This window comes from Duganella sp. CF517 (assembly GCF_900110275.1).
Classification (GTDB): Bacteria; Pseudomonadota; Gammaproteobacteria; order Burkholderiales; family Burkholderiaceae_D; genus Rugamonas.
In genome coordinates, this window is sequence record NZ_FODC01000003.1 from 501,380 (window position 1) to 521,395 (window position 20,016).

General features: G+C 68.6%; 17 protein-coding genes. 3 read left to right on the forward strand and 14 right to left on the reverse strand.

Annotation, left to right across the window (positions count from 1 at the left end):
• The first annotated feature begins 92 nt into the window (after nucleotides 1–92).
• From BMX85_RS13855 to BMX85_RS13865, 3 genes are all read left to right on the forward strand, one after another.
• A complete protein-coding gene (locus BMX85_RS13855) occupies nucleotides 93–830 on the forward strand; it encodes a GNAT family N-acetyltransferase (protein WP_229210445.1) in 738 nt (245 codons plus the stop codon).
• A gap of 185 nt (nucleotides 831–1,015) precedes the next feature.
• Nucleotides 1,016–1,807, forward strand: a complete 792-nt coding sequence (pepA, locus tag BMX85_RS13860) for a flocculation-associated PEP-CTERM protein PepA (protein ID WP_090318845.1) — start codon at nucleotides 1,016–1,018, stop codon at nucleotides 1,805–1,807.
• A gap of 16 nt (nucleotides 1,808–1,823) precedes the next feature.
• The gene (locus BMX85_RS13865; RefSeq protein WP_255372382.1) at nucleotides 1,824–2,933 is read left to right on the forward strand and encodes a nitroreductase family protein; all 1,110 of its coding nucleotides are present in this window, start codon (nucleotides 1,824–1,826) and stop codon (nucleotides 2,931–2,933) included.
• 46 nt (nucleotides 2,934–2,979) lie between these two features.
• Here the strand turns inward: BMX85_RS13865 and BMX85_RS13870 are convergent, their stop codons facing one another.
• From BMX85_RS13870 to BMX85_RS13935, 14 genes are all read right to left on the reverse strand, one after another.
• A complete protein-coding gene (locus BMX85_RS13870) occupies nucleotides 2,980–3,684 on the reverse strand; it encodes a chemotaxis protein CheB (protein WP_090318851.1) in 705 nt (234 codons plus the stop codon).
• A 141-nt stretch (nucleotides 3,685–3,825) separates the two neighbouring features.
• Entirely contained in the window at nucleotides 3,826–4,857 is a 1,032-nt protein-coding gene (locus tag BMX85_RS13875; RefSeq protein WP_090318854.1) for a polysaccharide deacetylase family protein, read from the reverse strand.
• Nucleotides 4,854–6,167 carry a putative O-glycosylation ligase, exosortase A system-associated gene (locus BMX85_RS13880; RefSeq protein ID WP_090318857.1) on the reverse strand — a complete coding sequence of 438 codons (1,314 nt, stop codon included), beginning with the start codon at nucleotides 6,165–6,167 and terminating at the stop codon, nucleotides 4,854–4,856. The genes BMX85_RS13875 and BMX85_RS13880 overlap by 4 nt, the downstream gene beginning before the upstream one ends.
• Complete coding sequence (locus BMX85_RS13885) at nucleotides 6,164–7,612, reverse strand: phenylacetate--CoA ligase family protein (RefSeq protein ID WP_143067976.1); 1,449 nt, start codon at nucleotides 7,610–7,612, stop codon at nucleotides 6,164–6,166. The genes BMX85_RS13880 and BMX85_RS13885 overlap by 4 nt, the downstream gene beginning before the upstream one ends.
• Nucleotides 7,609–8,745: a glycosyltransferase family 4 protein gene (locus BMX85_RS13890; RefSeq protein WP_090318860.1), complete on the reverse strand. Its 1,137-nt coding sequence runs from the start codon at nucleotides 8,743–8,745 to the stop codon at nucleotides 7,609–7,611. Before BMX85_RS13890 ends, BMX85_RS13885 begins: the two co-directional genes overlap by 4 nt.
• Nucleotides 8,742–9,956 (reverse strand): TIGR04063 family PEP-CTERM/XrtA system glycosyltransferase, encoded by a 1,215-nt coding sequence (locus tag BMX85_RS13895; protein ID WP_090320042.1) that lies wholly within the window; start codon nucleotides 9,954–9,956, stop codon nucleotides 8,742–8,744. The genes BMX85_RS13890 and BMX85_RS13895 overlap by 4 nt, the downstream gene beginning before the upstream one ends.
• A 50-nt stretch (nucleotides 9,957–10,006) precedes the next feature.
• Nucleotides 10,007–11,902: an XrtA/PEP-CTERM system amidotransferase gene (locus tag BMX85_RS13900; protein WP_090318863.1), complete on the reverse strand. Its 1,896-nt coding sequence runs from the start codon at nucleotides 11,900–11,902 to the stop codon at nucleotides 10,007–10,009.
• Entirely contained in the window at nucleotides 11,890–13,065 is a 1,176-nt protein-coding gene (locus tag BMX85_RS13905; protein WP_090318866.1) for a TIGR03088 family PEP-CTERM/XrtA system glycosyltransferase, read from the reverse strand. Before BMX85_RS13905 ends, BMX85_RS13900 begins: the two co-directional genes overlap by 13 nt.
• Nucleotides 13,062–14,654 carry an exosortase A gene (xrtA, locus tag BMX85_RS13910; protein WP_177196755.1) on the reverse strand — a complete coding sequence of 531 codons (1,593 nt, stop codon included), beginning with the start codon at nucleotides 14,652–14,654 and terminating at the stop codon, nucleotides 13,062–13,064. Before xrtA ends, BMX85_RS13905 begins: the two co-directional genes overlap by 4 nt.
• A 1-nt stretch (nucleotide 14,655) precedes the next feature.
• Nucleotides 14,656–15,876, reverse strand: coding sequence for a TIGR03087 family PEP-CTERM/XrtA system glycosyltransferase (locus tag BMX85_RS13915; protein WP_090318872.1), 1,221 nt, complete (start codon nucleotides 15,874–15,876; stop codon nucleotides 14,656–14,658).
• Nucleotides 15,877–15,879: 3 nt separating this feature from the next.
• Nucleotides 15,880–16,971 carry a FemAB family XrtA/PEP-CTERM system-associated protein gene (locus BMX85_RS13920; protein WP_090318874.1) on the reverse strand — a complete coding sequence of 364 codons (1,092 nt, stop codon included), beginning with the start codon at nucleotides 16,969–16,971 and terminating at the stop codon, nucleotides 15,880–15,882.
• Nucleotides 16,968–17,831 (reverse strand): XrtA system polysaccharide deacetylase, encoded by an 864-nt coding sequence (locus BMX85_RS13925; RefSeq protein WP_090318877.1) that lies wholly within the window; start codon nucleotides 17,829–17,831, stop codon nucleotides 16,968–16,970. The genes BMX85_RS13920 and BMX85_RS13925 overlap by 4 nt, the downstream gene beginning before the upstream one ends.
• On the reverse strand, nucleotides 17,828–19,009 hold the full coding sequence (gene wecB, locus BMX85_RS13930; protein ID WP_090318880.1) for a non-hydrolyzing UDP-N-acetylglucosamine 2-epimerase: 1,182 nt from the start codon (nucleotides 19,007–19,009) through the stop codon (nucleotides 17,828–17,830). The genes BMX85_RS13925 and wecB overlap by 4 nt, the downstream gene beginning before the upstream one ends.
• Nucleotides 19,006–20,013, reverse strand: a complete 1,008-nt coding sequence (locus BMX85_RS13935; protein WP_090318883.1) for an XrtA/PEP-CTERM system-associated ATPase — start codon at nucleotides 20,011–20,013, stop codon at nucleotides 19,006–19,008. Before BMX85_RS13935 ends, wecB begins: the two co-directional genes overlap by 4 nt.
• Nucleotides 20,014–20,016 lie beyond the last annotated feature (3 nt).

Genomic DNA, 20,016 nt, shown 5'->3' on the forward strand with positions numbered 1-20,016 from the left:
AGATTGGCCTATGATGATCAATATTACAACGAATGCCCCGGAGAGCGGCCTGTGCCGCCAACAATGGCGGGCGTCCACTTCAGGAGGAGCAGATGACATCGTCCAACAACGACGGCGGCGCCGCCGTGCTGTCCCAGGGTATGGCCAATATTTCCGACGAGGTGCCCAGCAACGCGGTGGAACTGTTGATCGACGAAAAAGTGTTCGGCCTGCGTATGGTCGACACTCCCGAAGGCCGCAACAAGGCCAGCGTCCTGATCAACAAAATGTACTCGTGGCGCGGCTACGGCACGCATACCCTGTCGGACGACCCCAACCGCGTGACCCTGACCTCCACCCACAAGGGCGAGGTGGTCGGCACGCTGACGCTGGGCCTCGATTCGCCGATGGGTATCCTGGCCGACCAGATCTTCAAGGACGAAATCGACGCCTACCGGGCGCGCGGTTGCAAGGTGTGCGAACTGACCAAGCTGGCCTTCGACCCGGCGGTGCAATCGCAGGCGCTGATGGCGTCGCTGTTCAACCTGGGCATCATGTACGGGCGCGACGTGCACGGCTGCTCCGATTTGTTCATCGAAGTAAACCCGCGCCACCGCCGCTTCTACCAGCAGATGCTCGGGTTCAAACAGTTGGGCGAACCGAAGAGCAATCCGCGCGTGGACGCGCCGGCCTGCCTGCTGTGGGTCAGCTTCGCCTACATGAGCGAACAGACCGCGCTGTGGGGTGGCAAGGGCAAGGAGGCCACGCCCGGCGAGCGCTCGCTGTATCCGCTGTTTTTCTCGCCGCGCGAGGAAGCCGGTATCGTCAATCGTCTGCGCGACATCAACTGACGTGGAAAAAAGTGTCGATTTTCTTTACAGTTTTGATTTCGCGCAAACGCGCGCTTCGCCTAACCAATTGATTTTAAACAAAGTATTTGTGAAATGAAATGCTGGCCTGAATCATGCTTATATGACACTAGACCGGATCTCACGGTTACGTGCAACAACGAGGCAATTCAATCAGGGGAGCATCAATGAAAAACTTAAACTTTAGCAAACGCCTGTCGCTGCTCGCTTCGGGTATCGTGCTGACGCTGGGCATGGCGTCGGCCCAAGCGGCGCCGGAATTCAGCATCAATCCATCGGCGCTGGGGCTGGGCGGCCCGGTCGGTCCGATCAAAGCGGATTCCTTGAACGGCGTGTCGTCGCAGCTGCTGCATACGGTCGGCAACACCCACGAGGCGATCGGCTACATCAGCTACAGCGGCTTCGCGTACAACGGCGCCAATCTGGGCGCGAACATCACCGGTCTGAACTTCAACTACGGCATCTATCTGGAGTTCTCGCTGAAAGACGTCACCACCACCGGTGTCATCAACCAGGCCAACAGCGTCAACACGCTGACGGAACTGAGCTTCACCATGTACGCCGATCCGGGCAACACGAATGTGTTCAACCAGGCCACGCTCGCCAACGAATACTCGATCAATGGCACGGGTGACGACATCCCGCTCGCCTCGGGCAACCTGGTGACCGGCACCTCGTCGTTCAATTCCCTGCTTGGCGCCGCGCTGAACGGCAACACCACGTTCAACCTGACGGCCCAGGGCGCGCTGTTCTTCGTCGATCCGATGCCGTTCTATGATCTGATGTTCAACGCCTTCAACAACACCACCCAGGCTCCGATCTTTGGACCGAACGGCCTGGTCGCCCTTAACTCGAACGGTATCAGCGACTTCAACCGCGTGCCGGAACCAGGCACCCTGGCGTTGCTGGCCCTCGCCCTGCTTGGCGTACACGCGGTCAACCGCCGTCGTCAAGCGTGATGCACCCGGCGGCGGCTTGCTGGAAGGAGGCCGCCGCCGGCTACCATGGAGACTTTTTCTTCAGATGAGCGTAACCGACCAAGTCATTGAATGCCTGCTGGAGGCGGCCCGCTGGGCCGCGTCGGCCGACAATATGCAACCGTGGCGCTTTCGCTGGGATGGTGCCACCTTGCGCCTGCTGTTCATCGACGATGGCAAGGAGGGTGCGTTCGGCATCGACAGTCCCGCCACCTTGCTCGCCTTCGGCGGCGTCATCGAAAATGTGACGCGGATGGCCGAGGCCACCGGGTGCCAGCTCTACGAAGCGGTCATCTTCCCCGCCGGCGACGACAAAAACTGCGTGTTCCGCTGCCGGATCGATGCGGCGGCCCCGGGCGCGCCGCGCGCCGATTGGCGCACCCATCCGCTGTTCTCGCGCCACACCAACCGCCTGCCCTATGCCGACCGCGCCCTGCCCGACGAGCTAGTCGGAGAACTGGCGGCGCTGGCGCAGGGCGAGGCCCGCTGCCGCCTGCTGGTCGACGCGCCGTCGGTCCAGCGCTGGGCCGGGCTGGTGCGCGAGGGCTCGTCGCTGCGCTTTCGCAACCGGCTGGCGCACATCGCGCTCGACGCCAGCCTCAGAATGACGGAGGCCGAAGCGGCGCGCGGCGACGGCCTGGACGTGGCCACCTTCTTCCTGCCGCCGGGCGCCAAGTCGATGTTGTCGTACACCCGCAGCTGGCCGCGCATGGCCATGCTCAACCGCATCGGCCTGTACAAGCTGTTCGCTTCCATCGAGGCCGACCTGGTGCGAAAGGGTCCCGGCCTGGTGCTGGTGACCGGCGCCGCCGGCCGCCAGGGCGCGCTCGACGCCGGCCAGCTGCTGGTGCGCGCCTGGACCCGCCTCAACCAGGCGGGCCTGGCGGTGCAACCGTATTATGTGGTGCCGGACCAGATCTTCCGGCTCAAGGATGGCACCGTGCCCGAGGAGGCGCGCGCCGAAGCGCTGGCGCTGGAACGCGCGAGCCAGGCCGCGCTGCCGGCCGGCGCAACGCTGTACATGGTGCTCAGGGTGGGTTATCCGAAGAAACCGGCGGTGCGCTCGCGCCGCCTGACCTTGTCCGAAGTCGCGGCCGCCGACGCCTAGCGGCAAGCGCGACGGCGCTCCGGCGGCAAGCCGTCCGCTACCCGCGCTATCGCTGCGGTTTCGACAAGGCCGAGGACGCCAGCAATCCCGCGTTGCCAACCTCGATGCCGTGCCCCTGGCGCACCGGCGCCCGGCCGGGCGCGGTGGCGCCGGCGTGCGCCGGCGAAGGCGCGGCGGCGGGCGTGGCGGCCAGCGCGGTCAAGAACGCGCCGATGGCGTCGGCGCGCAGGATCGAGTCGACCGCCACCTGGCGGATCGCGTTTGCCGGCATGTCCGGGCACAGCGCGTCGCGCGGCTCTTGCGCGATGGCGACGCCGCCGGCGGCCTTGACCGCGCGCAGGCCTTCGGAGCCGTCGTCCAGGAAACCGGACAAGACTGTTCCGACGACCCTTTCACGGAACTCGGCGGCGGCGGACGCGAACAACGGATTGATGGCGGGCGCCAGAAGATTGGGATTGCTTTCCTCGACCAGCCTGACGCGCACCTTGCCGTGGTCGTTGACGATGGTGAGATTGCGCCCGGGCGCGGCCACCAGGATCGTGCCAGCTTCGGCGTATTGACCGTCGATGGCGTGCGATGCCGGCAGACGGCAGCATTTTGCCAGCACTTCCAGCAGGTCGTTGCCTTGAGGGCCGACGTGCATGGCGACCAGGATGGGCGCGGCAAAATCCGAAGGCAGCTCCGCGCATATCGCCTCCAGCGCCGGAATGCCCCCCGCGGAAGCGCCGACCACCACTACCCGTTCCATCATCGTTCTCCTTGGCCAGCGGTTGACGGCATCTAAGGGACTGAAAATTGCCGTAACTCAATGAAATTATACCAAAAAGTTGTACAAATGGCGTAAGTCATCAGTATGGCCGGGCGTGGCGGTTTTCTCTGTACGTTGGCCCTCTTATGTTGCCGAAGGATCGGCCATGTCGGCACGCCGCGCCAAGTTGGCGGCCAGCCGCAGCTGGAAGCGCGGCCCGCTCAAGTCCCACGGCGTGAAGCGCGGCAACTGGTACAGGTCGGCGGCGCGCCCGCCCCACGCGGTCGACACCGCACCCTCGAAACCCAGTTCGCGCACGATGCCGACATGTTCGGCGCGGTAGTCGGTATTCGGCTTGCCGTTCGGATAGGCGAACAGCGGCACCGGCGCGCCGGTCAGCGTTTCGAGCCATTGCTTGCCGGCCGCGATCTCGTCGCCCGCCTGGCGCGCCGGAATCGCCGCGAGGATCGGATGGTTGACCGTATGGGCGCCGATGCCCATGCCGGCGGCGTGCAGCTGGCGCACTTGCGCGCTGCTCATCATCAGGTCTTGCGCCAGGTCGTAGTCCGCCTCCCCGGCCAGCCGTTCGACCATGGCCAGCCGCTGTTCCATCGGCAGGTACTTCAGGTGGCCGATCAGCGCGCCAATGGCGGCCCGGCGCGCGTCGGCGCCGTCCAGCGGCAGCATGCCCAGTCCCGCCGTGCGGGCGTCGAACAGCGCGCCGCGGGCCGCCGGCGCTTTGCGCACCAGCTCGATCACGGTGTCGTTCCACATGCGGCCGCCGTCGAGGAAGCCGGTGGCGACAAAGAAAGTGGCGCTCAGGCCGAAGCGCTGCAGGATCGGCAGCGCCTCCACCGCGTTGTCGGCATAACCGTCGTCGAAGGTGATGCACGCCGCGCGCGGCGGCAACCGGCCCTCGCGCATCAGGCGCACCGCGTCCTCCAGCGCGAGCACGTTGAACGAGGACTTCAGCAAGCCGAGCTGAATGGCGAAGGCTTCGCGGTCGATCTCGCCCGGGAACAGCGGGTCGGGCGCGGCCAGCACCCGGTGATAGATCATGATGCTCAGGCCGTGCCGGCCGCCGGGCGACAGCAAGCGCAGAAGCGGCCGCGTGGGCCAGCCGCCGCCGCGCGCCGGCGCGGACCGCGGGGCGCTGACGCCCGCGCCCGCGCTCATGCCTGCGCCACGCCGGTGTCGGCGCCCGCTTCCGGATGCCTGCCCAGCGGCCGCGCCATCGGGCGGCGCCGCGGCGCCGTCTGCCGTGCCACCAGCAGACGGGTCGCCACCATGGCGGCCATGAGCAGGTACGGCACGTCGAAATAAGCCAGGCTCAGGAAAGCGCCGCCGACGGCGAAGCCCACCAGGCTAACTTGTAGCATGGTGGCCAGCCGCAGCGCCCAATCGAGCTCCGGCACGCCCTTGGCCTGGCGCACGATGGCGGCGCCGGTGCGCCAGGTCATCACGCCCAGCGCCAGGTATAGCGCCAGCCCCAACCAGCCATGTTCGCCCAGCACCTGGAAATAGATGCTGTGCGCGGCGTGCACGTCGGTCGGGATCGGCGCGTACCGCGCGAACACCTGGCCGTCGTAGATTTCGAAGCCGCCGCCCAGCGGCCGGTCGTTGGCCAGGTTGAAGGCCATGCGCCAGGCGTTGATGCGGCCCATGGCCGACGTATCCTCCTCGTAGGTGTTGATGGTGTCGATGCGCTCGTGCCACTGCGACGGCATCAGCAGCACCAGGAACGGCACCGCCATCGCCAGCAGCGCGCCCAACGGCAGCTTGTTGCGGCTCTTGAGCCACAACACCGTGGTCATCGCGCCGATCGCCAGCGCGGCGCCGCGCGAATACGAGCCCAGCGACGCCAGCGCGCACAGCAGCATGGCGCCGACCAGCGCGCCCTTGGCCCAGCGCGGGCGCACATTGCCGATCAGGTAGTACATCAGCGGAATGACGATCACCAGGGCCAGCGCCACCTCGTTGTTGCCGTCGATGAAGGTGCCCTCCGGCCCCCAGACGCGGAAGTTGCCGCCGCTGCGCAAGGTGAAAAGACCGCCCTTGACGCCGTAGAACCCGAGCGACACGACCACCGTCCACACCAGCCATTCGATCTCCTGGCGGGTGCGCACCAGCATCATGACCACCGCCGTCATGCCGAAAATCTTGTACACCTTGATCCACTGCTGGGTGACCACGTCGACGCCGTGGATCGAGAACAGCGACGTCACGCTCATCCAGCCCATGAACGCCAGGAACACCCACGTGACCGGGTGCGCCGGCAAGCGGTATTTGTCCTTGTGCAGGAACATGGCGGCGACGATGGCGCCGGCGATCACCGCCGCGAACGGGAAGGTGCGGGCGAAGCCCCAGCCCTGCGAGTGCGGATTCATGACGCTGATCCAGATCCACATGACGACGCCGAACGGCGGCCGCTTGAAAATAAACGGCAGCGATCCGAATACCAGCAACGTGACCAGCAAATCCCTCATGGCGCGCCGGCTCCATAGTTGCGCGCCGCGTCGACCTTGCTGACGACGTAGCGGAACTTGCCCGACGCCTCCGGCGCGATGGCGTCGACCCGCTCGACCGTCACCTCGACCTGCGCGCCGAGCCGGGCCCGCACGCCGCGCGTGATGTGGCCGCGCAAGGCATCATCCAAAGGCGCGCCGGGCGGCGTGTCGAGCGCCACCTGCACCCGCGTCGCCTGCAGCGACTCCTGGATGATCTTGAACGCCTTCATGCCTTCGATATCGCGCAGGATATACACCAGCGCCAGGCCATGCATGACGGTGCCGTCGGCCGCCACCAGGAAATCGGTGCTGCGCCCCTGTATCTCTTCGAGCATCGGCAGGCTGCGCCCGCAGCCGCATTGGCGGGTCGACAGCGCGCCGACGTCACCGGTGCGGTAGCGGATGAACGGGAAATCGCCGCTGGCGAGGTGGGTGACGACGATCTCGCCGGTGGCGCCGGCCGGCAACGGCCGGCCCTCGGCGTCGACGATTTCGACGATGATGTCCTCGGCGGTGATATGCATGCCGCCGTGCGGGCACTGGTGGGCGATGAAGCCGGCGTCGCGCCCGCCGTAGCCGTTGGCCACCGCGCAGCCGAAAACGCGCGAGATCTGCTCGCGCTGCTCGTCGTAGAGCCGCTCGGAAGTGACGAAGGCGACGCGGATGCCCAGGTCGTCCATGCGCTGGCCGCGCAATTCGGCGTGGCGGGCGATGTGCGACAGCGCCGACGGATAGCCGAACAGCATGCGCGGACGCCGCGCCCGGATGCGGGCGACGAAGGCGTCCAGGTTCGCCTCCGACATCTCGAACGCCGGCAGCAGCATGGTGCGCATCACGCGGTCGCGCACGGCGCGGGCGCGGTCCTGCGCGCCCAGTTCGATCGGCGAGCCCCAGACCACGATCTCGGGGTCGCCGATATCGACGTCCCACCAGCGCGTGGCGCGCCACTTGGCGGCGACGTCGTGGCTGACGCGCTCCTTGCCGATGTAGAAGATCAACGGCTCTCCGCTGGAGCCGCCGGTGTTGAAGCGCGCCAGTTCGCGCGCGTCGCCGGCGCGCAGGCCGGCGCCGTGGCGGCGTATCAGCGCCTTGTCCAGCAGCGGCAGGCGCGCCAGCGCGTCGAGCGAGCCGACGTCGCGGCCGGCGTCGAAGCCGATCTCGGCGAACAGCGCGCGGTAGTACGGCACCTGCGTCTGCGCGCGCAGCAGCAGGCGGCGCAGGCGGTCCAGGCGCAGCTTCTCGAGCCGCTCCGGCGCCCAGTATTCGGTCGCGTCCATGCGGCGGCGCACGCTCACCGTGGTGTGGCGCTTGAACTGCTCCTGCAACGGAAACAGCAATCCGGCCACCACCGCCGTGTACAGGCTACGCGGCGCCAGCGGGACCGGCGCCGCTGGCGGCGCGTCGGTATTGAGGGCTGTGTTCATGCTTTGCTCCCGCCGGTGGCGGATACGCCGCCGGCCTTGTTGGCTTTCTCGATCACCGAGCGATACACCTGCAACAGGCGCGGACGCACCTGCGCCCACGTGTACTGGTCGGCCAGCTGCAGGCCGGCCTGGCGCAGGCGCTCCTTCAAATCGGGCTCGCCCAGCAGCAGGAACATGGCGTCGGCCATCGCTTGCGGATTTTGCGGCGGCACCAGCAAGGCGCTGCGGCGGTGCTCGACCAGATACGGCACGCCGCCGACGTCGGTGCTGACCACCGCCACGCCGCCGGCCAGCGCCTCCAGCACCGAGTTGGGCATGTTGTCGACCAGGCTGGGGTTGAGCATGATGTCGGCCTCCCGGTACAGCGCCGCCATGGCCGCGTTGTCGATGCGGCCGGTGAAGCGCACCGCCTGCGAGATGCCCAAATGCTCCGCCAGCGCGGTCAGCATGTCGGCTTCCGGACCGCTGCCGGCGATCACCAGCTGCGCCGCCGGATAGCGCGCGGCCAGCAGCGCGAACGCGCGCAGCGCGGTCTGGTTGTCGTAGATCGGTTCCAGATGGCGCGCCACCAGCACCGACGGCGCCCTCCCTGCCGACGGCGTGGCGCGGGCATCGGCGGCGCCGAAGCGTTCCAGGTTGATCACATTGGGCACCACCGTGCTGCCGAAACCGTGGCGCCGGAACACCGCCTCCAAAAATCCGGACGGCACCAACAAGGCGGCGCTGCGGCGCAGGCTGGGACGGACCCAGTCGGCGGCGCGTTGCAGGAAGGCGTCGGCCTCCCCGCCCCGGTAGTTGACCACCACCGGGCAACCACGCAGGCGCGCGATCCAGATCGCCGGCGCGGCGAACAGGTGCCACGACCAGCCGGAATTGGCCATCACGTGCAGCAGTTGGACCTTGCCGGCGACACGCCACAGCCGCCACAGATACGGCAGCAGCCGCACGCCGGCGCGCAGCACCGGCACGCGGCCGGCCCACGCCGGGCTGTAGGGCGCGTTCATCTGCACCAGCTCGACGCGGTGGCCGTCGCGCAGCAGCAGCTCGTTCAGCTGCAAGGTCTGGTTGGCCATGCCGCCGGGCGGCGGCGGCAGCGGGCCGATCAAGCCGATGTGCACCGGGGCCTCCATCATGCCGCCCGCTCCGCATTGACGCTTCGGTAGACCGCGCGGTAGCGCGCGACGCTGGCGGCCCAGTTGCGTTCGTGTTCGACAAAGCGGCGGCCGCTGGCGCGCAGCGCGTCCCAGCGCTGCGGCGCCGCCAGCAGCGCCAGCACCTGGTCGGCCAGCGCCCGCGGGTCGCCGGCGGCGAACAGCACGCCGGTTGCGCCGTCCTCGATCAGCTCGCGGTGGCCGCCGACATCGGAGGCCACCAGCAGGCGTCCCTGCGCCATCGCCTCCAGCGGTTTGAGCGGCGTGACCAGGTCGGTCAGGCGCATCTTCACGCGCGGATACACCAGCACGTCGGTCAGGTCGTAGTAGCGCTGCACCTGTTCGTGCGGCACGCGGCCGGTGAACACCACGTGCGCGGCCACGCCCAGCGCCTCGGCCTGGGCGCGCAGCGCGGCCTCCTGGGCGCCGCCGCCGACCAGCAGCAGGCGGATATCGGGCCGCCGGGCGATGATGCCGGGCAGAGCGTCCAGCAAAATGTGCAGCCCCTCATAGGCGTAGAAGGAGCCGATGAAACCCAGCACCACCTTGCCGTCCAGTCCCAGTTGCGCGGCCAGCGCCGCGTCGCGCACCCCGCCGACGCTGAAATCGGCGATGTCGACGGCGTTCGGGATCACGGTCACCTTGGCCGGCGCGATGCCGCGCGCGGCGATATCGGCCCGCAAGCCTTCGCAAATGGTGGTGGCGGCGTCGACCCGGCGCAGCGCGTAGGTTTCCATGGCCCGCGTGGCGCGGTAGCGCAGGCCGCCGTCGCTGCTGGAGCCGTGGTCGACCGCCGCGTCCTCCCAGAAGGCGCGGATCTCGTACACCACCGGAATGCCGAGCCGGCGGCCGACGCGCAGCGCGGCGATGGCGTTGAGCGCCGGCGAATGCGCGTGCAGGATGTCGGGCCGCACTTCGCGCGCCACCTCCAGCAGCCGCGCCTCGATGGCGTCGATCACCGCCAGCTGGCGCAGCGCCGGCAAGCCGGCCTTGAAGCCACGCGCCTGCGGCGTGCGATAGAAATCGAGGCCGTCGATCTGCTCTCTGGCCGCGCCGCTGACGCCCTGCTTCGGACCGGTGAGCTGGAAGGTCTGCCAGCCCAGCACCCGCTGCTGGCGCAGGATGGCGCGCGTACGGAAGGTGTAGCCGCTGTGCAGCGGGATCGAGTGGTCGAGCACGTGCAGGATGCGCAGCGGCGACGCCGCAACCCCGGCGTCGGCCTCCGACCGCAAGGTGGCGGCGCTCATGCGCGCAGCTCCTTGCGCAGGAACGCCTCGAACATCAGCAGCGACCAGATCGGCGCGCTGTAGTCGCGCAGCCCGGCCTGGTGCTGCTCGTGCAGATGGCGCAAATAGTCGGGGTTGAACATGCCGCTGTCGCCCAGCAGTGGTCCCAGCAGCGCATCGTGCACGCGCTGCTTCAGCGGGCCGCGGAACCAGGTCGCCAGCGGCACCGAGAAGCCCATCTTCTTGCGGTACAAAATGTCGTGCGGCAGGTGCGATTCCAGGCTTTTCTTGAAGATGTACTTGCCCTCCCCGCCTTGCAGCTTGAGCGACGGCGGCAGCCCGGAGATCCATTCGACCAGCTGATGGTCCAGCAGCGGCACCCGCACTTCGAGCGCGTGCGCCATGCTGGCGCGGTCGACCTTGGTCAGGATGTCGCCCGGCAGATAGGTCTTCAGATCCAGGTACTGCAGCAGCGACAGCGGGTCGTCGGTCGGCGCGGCGTCGGCGTGGCCGCGCATCACTTCGATCGCGCGATAGCCTTGCAGGCCGGTCTTGAAGCGGTCTGAGAACAGCTGCGCGCGCATGGCGTCGCTCATCAGCGTCACGCCGTGGAAGTAGCCTTCGACCAGGTCGCGCGACAACGCCTCGAAGGTGGTCTTGGCGCGGAACACGCGCGGCGCCCAGTCGGCCTTCGGATACCAGCGCCCCAGCAGGGCGAACACCGGCTTGCGCAGGCCGGCCGGAATGCGGCCGCGCACGCGGTGCTCGTTCATCGCGTAGCGGTAGCGGCGGTAGCCGGCCAGGTTCTCGTCGCCGCCGTCGCCGGACAGCGCCACAGTCACCCGCTGGCGCGCCAGCTGGCACACGCGGTAGGTCGGAATCGCCGAGCTGTCGGCGAACGGTTCGTCGTACAGGCCCGCCAAGGTGTCGAGCAGCGCGTAGTCGTCGGTGCCGACATTGCCGGTGTAATGGTCGGTGCCGTGCTGCGCCGCCACCTGCGCCGCGTAATCGGATTCGTCGAAGGCCTTGTCCTGGAAGCCGATGGTGCAGGTATTGACCGGCTTGTCGCTCATGCCGGCCATCATCGCCACCACGGCGCTCGAATCGACGCCGCCGGATAGGAAGGCGCCCAGCGGCACGTCGGCCACCAGCCGGATGCGCACCGCCTCGCGCAGCCGTTCGATCAATTCATGCTCGACGTCGGCGCTGGCCATCGGCGCGTGCGGCGCGAACGGCACATCCCAGAACTTGACCGGCGTCGCCAGCGGCGCGCCGACCTTTTGCGTCAGCGTATGTCCGGGGGCCAGCTTGAGCGCGCCCTGGTAGATGGTGCGCGGTTCGGGGATGTAGCCGTAGGCGAAGTAATCCTCGACCGCGCGCGGGTCGATGCGCCGCTCCAGGTCGGGCAGCGACGCCAGCGCCTTGAGCTCGGAGCTGAAGGCGAGGAAGCCGTCGGCCGTCAGACAGTAATACAGCGGCTTGACGCCGAGCCGGTCGCGCCCGATGAACATGGTTTGCCGGTTGCGATCCCACAGGCCGAAGGCGAACATGCCGCGGAAGCGGTGCACGCACGCTTCGCCCCACTGCTCCCAGGCGTGGACGATGACCTCGGTGTCGCAGCGGGTGCGGAACACGTGGCCGAGCGCCTTCAGTTCCACCGTCAGTTCGCGGAAGTTGTAGATCTCGCCGTTGAAGCAGACCATCACCGAGCCGTCCTCGTTGCCCAGCGGTTGCAGGCCGGCGGCGATGTCGATCACCGACAGGCGCCGGTGGCCGAAGCCGATGCCCGGTTCCAGGTACAGGTCGGCCTCGTCCGGGCCGCGATGATGCTGGGTCTCGTTCATGCGCGACAGCACCGCGCGATCGATGTCGCGCTTGCCGCCTATGTCCATGATGCCAACTATTCCGCACATGATGCCACCCGCCTTCTCAGTTTAAGTTTTCGTTCGCACAATTCGTCGTACAGCGCCTGGTAGGCCGCCACCATCGCCGGCATGCCGTAGTGCTGGGTCACGCGCAATCGCGCGGCCAGCCCGTGTTCGTGCACCAGCGCGGGACGGGCGGCGTAGCGTTCCAGCGCCGCGCACAGCGCTTCACTGTCGCCCGCCGGCACCAGCGCGCCGGTGGCGCCGTCGGCCACCACCTCCGGCACGCCGCCGACGTCGCTGCCGATGACCGGCACGCCGCTGGCCATCGCTTCCAGCGCGGCGCCGGGCGTGCCTTCGGCGATCGACGGCAGCGCGAACACGGTGAGCCCGCGCAGGATGGCGGCGACGTCGTCGCGCTTGCCGGGTAGCCAGACGGCGTCGTTCAGTCCGGCCGCGTCGACCTGCGCGCGCAGCGCCGGCAGCAACGGGCCGTCGCCGATGATCGCCAGGCGCAGCCGGTGCGCCAGGTCGGGCCGGCGCGCGCGCAAGGCGGCGAAGGCGGTCACCAGCAGCGCGTGGTTCTTGACAGGCTCGATGCGGCCGACGCTGCCGATCACCAGGCAGCCGGGGCCGAAATGACGGTCCAGCGGACCGTCCGTCTCGGCCGGCGCGGGCGGCCGGTAGCGCTCGAGGTCGATGCCGTTCGGCAGCAGGCGGCTCTTGCGCGCCGGCACGCCGATGACGTCGCGGTTCCACGCCAGCATCTCGGCCGAGTTGGCATAGCAGTGGTCGTAAAACGGGATCATCAGGCGGCGCAGCAGCCGGTGCTTGCGGTTCAGCCCCTTGGGATCGGCGGCGTCGCGGCCGTGGGCGCCGTTGATGCGCACCGGCACGCCGGCCAGCAGCGCGGCCGGCGCGTACTCGATCGCCGACAGGTTGTAGGTGTGCAGGATGTCGGGGCGCAGTTGGCGCAGCAGCCGCCATAGCACCACGTGGGTCGCCGGCGCCAGGCCCGGCGGTTTGCCGAGCGCGTACAACGCGACATCGCCACGGGTGATGCGCTCGGCGAACGCGGTGTAGCCGGTCAGCGCGATCACCGCGTGCCGGTAGTGCCCGGCCGGCATGCGGTTGATGCGCTCGACCATCAGGTTCTCCATGCCGCCGAAATCGAGGCGGTAGATCAGGTGCACGACCAGCGGCGGCGTCATCGCGTCGCTCCCGGTTGCGCGCGCACCCGCGCCAGGGTGGCGTCGATGGCGCCGAGGTTGTCGGCGAGGAAGGCGCGCATGGCCGCGCGCGCGCCGTCGGGGTGCTCGCCGAGCGGGGCGAACAGCATGACGGCGGCGCCGTCGTCGCTGCCGCCTAGCACGCGCTGGCGGATTTGCAGCAGCTTGCCGACCGAATCGCTGGTGGTGGCGCGGCCGTCGATCCGGTACCAGTGCCATACCAGCAAGGCGCCGTCGGCGCGGTGCAAGGTCGATTCGCGCACGGCCAGCGTGCGGCCGGCCACCGTCTCGTTGCGCACCGCGCCGCCGGCCAGGTTCCACGGCGAATTCACCATCGGCGTCAACCGGTTCATCGACGTGATCAGCTTGCTGGTGGCGGTTTGATGGCGGTAATACAGCAGCGACAGGCCGACCTGGCCGCTCTGCTGCGCGTAATAGCGGCGCAGCGAGGCGGCGGGCGTAGTCCAGGCCGGCTGCCAATCGGTGAAGGCGGTGGTCATCGGCCCCTTGGCCGGGAAGCTGTCGAGGCCGATCGGCGGCGCCGTGCCGCCTGACCGTTGCAGATAGCCGGCATAGGCGGGCCATACGCCAAGCGCCACCAGCACGCCGAACGCGGTGGCGGCGATGCGCGCCGTCGGCGCCCGCCGCGGGGCCGGCGTCGACACCGGCGCCAGCGCCGGCGGCAAGCCGTCGCGCCAGCGCGCGCCGACCAGGAACAGCGCCAGGATGACGATGCCGAAGAACAGCCAGCCGTACAGCAGGTGGTCGACGCCGACCGCCAGCGTCATGCCGCTCAGGTGGCCGAGCATGACGATCATGTAGGCGCGCAAGCCGTTCGCCAGTATCGGCAGCAAGGCGGCGACCGCGACGAACAGCACGCGCTTCCACCAGCGCGTATAGGTCATGTAGGCGTACAACACGCCCGCCGTCAGCGAGGCGATCAGATAGCGCAAGCCGCTGCACGCCTCCACCACCGACCAGCCGCCGGATGGCAGCATGAAGTTATTGCCTTCGTGCAGCACCGGTATGCCGCTCAGGCGCAGCGCCGCCACGGTGAAATTGGCGGTCACGGCCATCAGCGGCTCGATCAGGCTGTCGCCGACGGGCACGGCCAGGAACAGGAACAGCAGCGGGAAGGCGATCACCCGCGCCATGCGCCAGCCCAGCACGGCGAGCGCCGTCAGCGGGAACATGGCGACGAAGGCGTATTGACGGATCACCTGCACCTCGCCCAGGTCGGCCAGCAGCCAGAGCATGCCGCAGCCGGCCAGCGGCAGCAGCGCGGGCCAGAACGGCGCCGGCGTCATCGCGCGCAGCCGTTGGCGGCGCTGCCAGGCCAGCCACAGGCTGATCGGCACGATCAGGTAGCCGTGCGCGAAGGTTTCGGAGCGCGCCCAGATCTGCTCGATGGAGACGGCGGTGCTCCAGTACGCGGCCAGCGGCAGCAACATCAGCAACATCAGCAACAGCGCCCAGCCGGCGGCCCGGGCGCCGGGGCTGGCGCGGCGGACGCCGCGGCCGGCGCCGGCCAGCGCATCGCCGGCGCGCGCGGGAGCGGAGATGGCGCTCATGTCAGGCGCTCCGCGGCCATGGCTGGGCCGGCCGCTGTTCCAGCAAGGCGGACACCGGCGCCAGGTTGCTTTCCCAGCCGTACAGTTCTTCGACCTTGGCCCGCGCCGCCGCGCCGATGGCCGCATCGGGCGCGCCCAGATAGGCGAGCGCGGCGCGGGCATGGCCAGCGGCGTCGTCGGCCAGCAGCAGTTCGCGGCCCGGCACGGCGTCGATGCCTTCCAGCGCCTGCGGCGACACCAGCACCGGGCGCGCCATCGCCATCGCCTCCAGCACCTTGTTCTGGATGCCGCGCGCGATGCGCATCGGCGCCACGCACAGCGCCGCGTGCGCCACGTACGCGCGCACATCGGGCACGGTGCCGGTGACCATCACGCCGGGCAGCTCGGCCAAGCGCTGCACGGCCGGCGCCGGGCGCGAACCGACGATGCAAAACAGCACGTCCGGCGCGCCGGCGCGGATCGCCGGCAACACCTCGCGCGCGAACCAGCTGACGGCGTCGATGTTGGGCCAGTAATCCATGGCGCCGGTGAAGGCCAGCACGCGCGCGCCGGGCGGATACGGCGACGCGCCGGCGTTGGCCGGGGAAAAGAATTCGGTGTCGACGCCGTTGCTGTAGTGGCCGATGCGGGCCGCGCTCTCCGGCGCCAGCGTGCGGAACAGCGCCGCCTCCGGCGCGGACACGAACAAGGCGGCGTCGCTGGCGCGCGCCACCGCCCGTTCGTAGTCGAGCAGCAGGCGCGCCTCGCGCCGGTAGACCTGGCGCATCGGCCAGCGCTTGCCGTCGGCGTACTGGCGCCACTTGTCGGAGTCGACATCGACGAAATCCATCACCCGCCGGGCCGTAGGATGCGCATCGGCGTACTGCGCCATCGGCGACGAGTAACAGACGATGCGGCCGATGCCCTCGCGCGCCACGGTGTCGTCGACCCAGCGCCGCATGCCGCCGTCGCGGTAGTAATCGCACGACAACGCCCGCCCGCGCGCCAGCGCCGGCAGGCTGCGCAGCCGTCCCAGCAAGGGATGGAGCGCGGCAAAATGGCTGCCGGCGCACATCGCTTGCAGGTGCGCCACGTGGCGCCAGTCGTCGGCGTCGTCGACGAAAGCGCCCAGATGCACCTCGAAACGCGCGCACAGATGCCGCAGCAAATGGTACGACCGTATCTTGTCGCCCTTGTTGGGCGGATACGGAATGCGGTGTACCAGCAGCAGCAGTTTTTCCACGTGTCAGCCCAGGTTTTTAACGATGTGCGGCCCCAGCATGTTCGCCACCGGCAGCGGCAAGCGCTGCCACATCCGGATGAACAGCCGGTACTTGGGATTGAGCGGGTTGTTCTCCGGCACCGCTGTCGCCCCGATCAGTTTGACCTCGTAGTCCAGCGGCTCCGGCTCGAAGCCCCAGTTCTTCTTGAAGTCGAAGGCGCCCGTGCCCAGCTTGCTGCGGCCGAAATCGAACACGCGCATGCCGCGCGCGGCCGACGCCTGCATCAGATTCCAGTACATGAAATCGTTGCCGGCCAGCGCCCGAGCGTTGTCCAGTCCGCCGCCGTAGTACGGCAGCACCTGGTCGCGGAAGAAGAAGCTGAGCACGCCGGCCACCAGTTCGCCGTTGTGGGTGATCACGCGCACCTCGCAATCGTCACCGAAGGTTTCCTTGAGCAGCGCGAAATAGCGGCGCGAGAACACCGGCGTGCCGAGACGGTGCACGCTGCGCGCGTAGGCGGCGTAGAAACGTCCGACGTCCTGGTCGACCTCGCCCTGCAAGCCGAATTTGATGCCCTTCCTGACCATGGCGCGCTGTTTGCGCGGAATGGCGTTCATATTTTGCTCGTCGTCGGCGACGATGGCCTTGCGGAACGTCACATATAACGGTTTGACCAGCCACTCCGGGTCGCCGGGGTGGCTGCGCGCGATGTGGCGGTATTCGAGGTGGCCGACGCCCAATTGGCGCGCCAGCGCCTGGGCGGCCTGGTCGAGCATCGCGCGCGCCGCGTCCGAGCTGGCGGCGATGCCGCCGTAGACGCAGAACGGCAACGCGCCCAGCCAGTGGCCGAACACGCGGCTGCGCACCTCGCCCAGCGGCAGGATGCCTTCGATGACGCCGCCGCGCTCGACATAATAAAACCACGTGCGGTGGCCGAACGCCTGGCGCAGCACCCGCTGCCATCCGGCGCGGTGGAAAAACGTTGCCTGCGGACACTGGTCGACGTAGGCGTCCCAGCGCCGGCTGTCGTGCGGCTCCAGCAGGCGCAGGCGCAGCTCGCCGGCGGCCGGCGCCGGGCTGTCGGCCAGGTGGACGTGCTCGGCCAGCGCGCTCATGGCGCCCCCAGGAACAGCCGGTCCATGCGGTCCCAGGCGAAGTCGCGCGTCAGGGCGCGGATGCGCCCGTCCATGCGGTCGAGGTTGACGTAGTGGCGGAAGCGCGTCTTCCATTCCAGCCCCTGCTGGCGCGGCTGGCCGGGATCGAGCTCCCACGGATGGAAATAGAAAATCGCCGGCTGGCGGTCCGCCTGGTTCACTTGGCGCATCATCCAGCGCGACATCGCGTACGGCATCAGGCGGAAATAGCCGCCGCCGCCCGCCGGCAGGTTGCGTTTCATCAAACGCACGGTGGTGATCGGCACTTCCAGCAAGCCCTGGTCGCCATTCGGATAGAAGGCGAAGCGCGGCGCGTCCGGCATGCCGTAATGGTCGTGCACGATCGGGTAGATGCTGGAGCTGTAGCGATAGCCGGCCTCTTGCAGCGCGTCGAGCGCCCACAGGTTGGCCGGCCCGATCGAGAAGCTCGGCGCGCGGTAGCCGCGCACGGCCTGCCCGCCGATGTCTTCCAGGATGGTTTTGCTGGAACTGATGTCTTCCGAGAAAGCGCTGTGGCTCTGGTCGGACGCGCGCAGGTGCCCGTAACCGTGGCTGGCCAGCTCGTGGCCGCCGTCGACGATGCGGCGCACCAGTTGCGGATAGCGCTCGGCGATCCAGCCCAGCGTGAAGAATGTCGCGACGACGGCGCCGTCGTCGAGGATGCCCAGGATGCGGTCGACATTGGCCTCGACCCGGCATTCGCGCCCGGCCCAGCTGTCGCGCGCGATGTGCGGCGCGAACGCCGACACCTGGAAGTAATCCTCGACGTCGATGGTCATGGCGTTGCGCACCGGCTGCATGGGTGTGGCGGCGGCGCTCATGGCGCGATCCCTGCGCGTTCGCCCAGCCAGCGCTGCATGATCTGGACGATGCGGCGCGCGGCCTGGCCGTCCCAGTAGCGCGGCACGCGGCCGGTCTTGCCGCCGCCGCTGAGCACCTTGTTGTACTCGGCCAGGATGCGGCCCGGATCTTGCCCGACGATGGTGTTGGTGCCCTGCTCGACCGTGATCGGCCGCTCGGTGTTGTTGCGCAGGGTCAGGCACGGCACGCCCAGCGCGGTGGTTTCCTCCTGCATGCCGCCGGAATCGGTCAGCACCACGCGCGCGCCGCGCATCAGGCCCAGCATTTCGAGGTAGCCCATCGGCGGCAGCGGCAGCATGCCCGGCTGGTCGAGCAGATGGGCCAGCCCGGCGCGCTCGATCATGGCGCGCGTGCGCGGATGCAGCGGGAACATCACCGGCGTGCGGCGCGAGACGATCAGCGCCGTCTCCAGCAGGCTGCGCAGCACTTCGGGCCGGTCGACATTCGACGGCCGGTGCAGGGTCAGCACCGCGTAGCCGTCCTCGCCGTCGGCGAAGCCGGGGCGCCCGGCCAGCGCGGCGATGCTGGCGGCCGGCACCGCGCGCGGCAGGTTCGACAGCAAGGTGTCGATCATGACGTTGCCGGCGAAATGGATGCGCTGCTCGTCGACTCCCTCGCGCAGCAGGTTGTCGCGGCCGCTGGACTCGGTGGTGAACAACAGGTCCGACAGCTGGTCGGTGAGGATGCGGTTGATCTCCTCCGGCATGGCGCGGTCGCCGCTGCGCAGGCCCGCTTCGACATGGAACACCGGCACGCCGCGCTTGTTGGCCACCAGCGCGCAGGCCAGCGTCGAATTGACGTCGCCCACCACCAGCACGGCGTCCGGCGCCACCTCGTCCATGGCCGGCTCGAACTTGCGCATCACCTCGGCCGTTTGCAGCGCGTGGCTGCCGGAGCCGACCTCCAGGTTGATGTCCGGGTCCGGGATGCCGAGCGCCGAGAAGATCTGGTGGTTCATGGCGACGTCGTAATGCTGGCCGGTGTGCAGCAGGCGCGCTTCGAAGCCGGCCGCCGGCTCCGCCAGCGCGGTCATGATCGGCGCCATTTTCATGAAGTTGGGGCGTGCCCCGACCACGCACAGGATGCGGAATTTGCGCGCGGGCGTGTCGGCGTCGGTATGGCTCACGGTGTGGCTCATTCAATGTTGTCCATCTGTGGCTGGTTGGCGGGGGTGGCGACGAGTTTTCGCAAGACGTGCAACAGCGACACCATCGAGCGTTCGACGCGCACCAGGCGCTCGTCGATGGTCCCTTGCGACACCATGCCGCCGCTGGGCGGCCACTCGCCCGGGGGCTCCAGGGCCAGCGTCGAATCGGGCCCGTCCGGCACGGCCGTCTCGTCGCGGATGTCGCGCAGCACCGTGGCCACCTCGGCCTCGGTGAACGTGTCGAGCTCCTCCAGGAAGCCCATCAGCAACAGCCGGTCGCAGACGTGGTTGGTGGTGCGCGGAATGCCGCCGCTGTGGGCGTGGATCGCCGCGTGGGCGCCGTCGGTGAAGCACGGGTTGCCGCGCCAGCCGACCGTTTGCAGCCGGTGCACGATGTAGGCGCGCGTTTCGTCGCCGTTCATCGGTCCCAGGTGGTAGGTGGCGATGACGCGCTGGCGCAATTGGCGCAACTCCGGGCTGTTGAGCGTGGTGCGGAACTCCGGTTGCCCGAGCAGGAAGGTTTGCAGCAGCGAGCGCTCGTCGGACTGGAAATTCGACAGCATGCGCAATTCCTCGACGGTGCGGGCGGTGAGGTTTTGCGCCTCGTCGACCACCAGCAGCGCGCGCTTGCCCTGCTTGTCGCAGTTGCGCAGGAACTGTTCCAGCCGCACCAGCAGCATGCTCTTGCTGCCCTCCTCGGCCGGCAGGCCGAACGCGGCCAGCACCATGCGCAAGGTGTCCTCGGTGTTCAGGTAAGTGTTGGTGATTTGCGCGGCGACGATTTCATTGGCCGGCAGGCCGTTGAACATATTGCGCATCAACGTGGTCTTGCCGGCGCCGACCTCGCCCGTGATGACGATGAAGCCCTCGCGCTGCGACAGGCCGTATTCGAGATAGGCCATGGCGCGCTTGTGGCCCTGGCTGCCGAAGAAGAAGTGGGGATCGGGGCGCAGCTGGAACGGCTTGGCGCTGAGCCCATAATAATTCTCATACATCGC

What these genes read in the sequence shown, in the direction of transcription:
- BMX85_RS13890 (WP_090318860.1), bottom strand. Translation starts at nt 8,745, where the DNA reads ATGATGGAGGCCCCGGTGCACATCGGCTTGATCGGCCCGCTGCCGCCG.
- BMX85_RS13870 (WP_090318851.1), bottom strand. Translation starts at nt 3,684, where the DNA reads ATGATGGAACGGGTAGTGGTGGTCGGCGCTTCCGCGGGGGGCATTCCG.
- BMX85_RS13925 (WP_090318877.1), bottom strand. Translation starts at nt 17,831, where the DNA reads ATGAGCGCCGCCGCCACACCCATGCAGCCGGTGCGCAACGCCATGACC.
- BMX85_RS13855 (WP_229210445.1), top strand. Translation starts at nt 93, where the DNA reads ATGACATCGTCCAACAACGACGGCGGCGCCGCCGTGCTGTCCCAGGGT.
- BMX85_RS13885 (WP_143067976.1), bottom strand. Translation starts at nt 7,612, where the DNA reads ATGAACACAGCCCTCAATACCGACGCGCCGCCAGCGGCGCCGGTCCCG.
- BMX85_RS13900 (WP_090318863.1), bottom strand. Translation starts at nt 11,902, where the DNA reads ATGTGCGGAATAGTTGGCATCATGGACATAGGCGGCAAGCGCGACATC.
- BMX85_RS13920 (WP_090318874.1), bottom strand. Translation starts at nt 16,971, where the DNA reads ATGAGCGCGCTGGCCGAGCACGTCCACCTGGCCGACAGCCCGGCGCCG.
- BMX85_RS13905 (WP_090318866.1), bottom strand. Translation starts at nt 13,065, where the DNA reads ATGACGCCGCCGCTGGTCGTGCACCTGATCTACCGCCTCGATTTCGGC.
- BMX85_RS13880 (WP_090318857.1), bottom strand. Translation starts at nt 6,167, where the DNA reads ATGAGGGATTTGCTGGTCACGTTGCTGGTATTCGGATCGCTGCCGTTT.
- pepA (WP_090318845.1), top strand. Translation starts at nt 1,016, where the DNA reads ATGAAAAACTTAAACTTTAGCAAACGCCTGTCGCTGCTCGCTTCGGGT.
- BMX85_RS13875 (WP_090318854.1), bottom strand. Translation starts at nt 4,857, where the DNA reads ATGAGCGCGGGCGCGGGCGTCAGCGCCCCGCGGTCCGCGCCGGCGCGC.
- xrtA (WP_177196755.1), bottom strand. Translation starts at nt 14,654, where the DNA reads ATGAGCGCCATCTCCGCTCCCGCGCGCGCCGGCGATGCGCTGGCCGGC.
- BMX85_RS13935 (WP_090318883.1), bottom strand. Translation starts at nt 20,013, where the DNA reads ATGTATGAGAATTATTATGGGCTCAGCGCCAAGCCGTTCCAGCTGCGC.
- wecB (WP_090318880.1), bottom strand. Translation starts at nt 19,009, where the DNA reads ATGAGCCACACCGTGAGCCATACCGACGCCGACACGCCCGCGCGCAAA.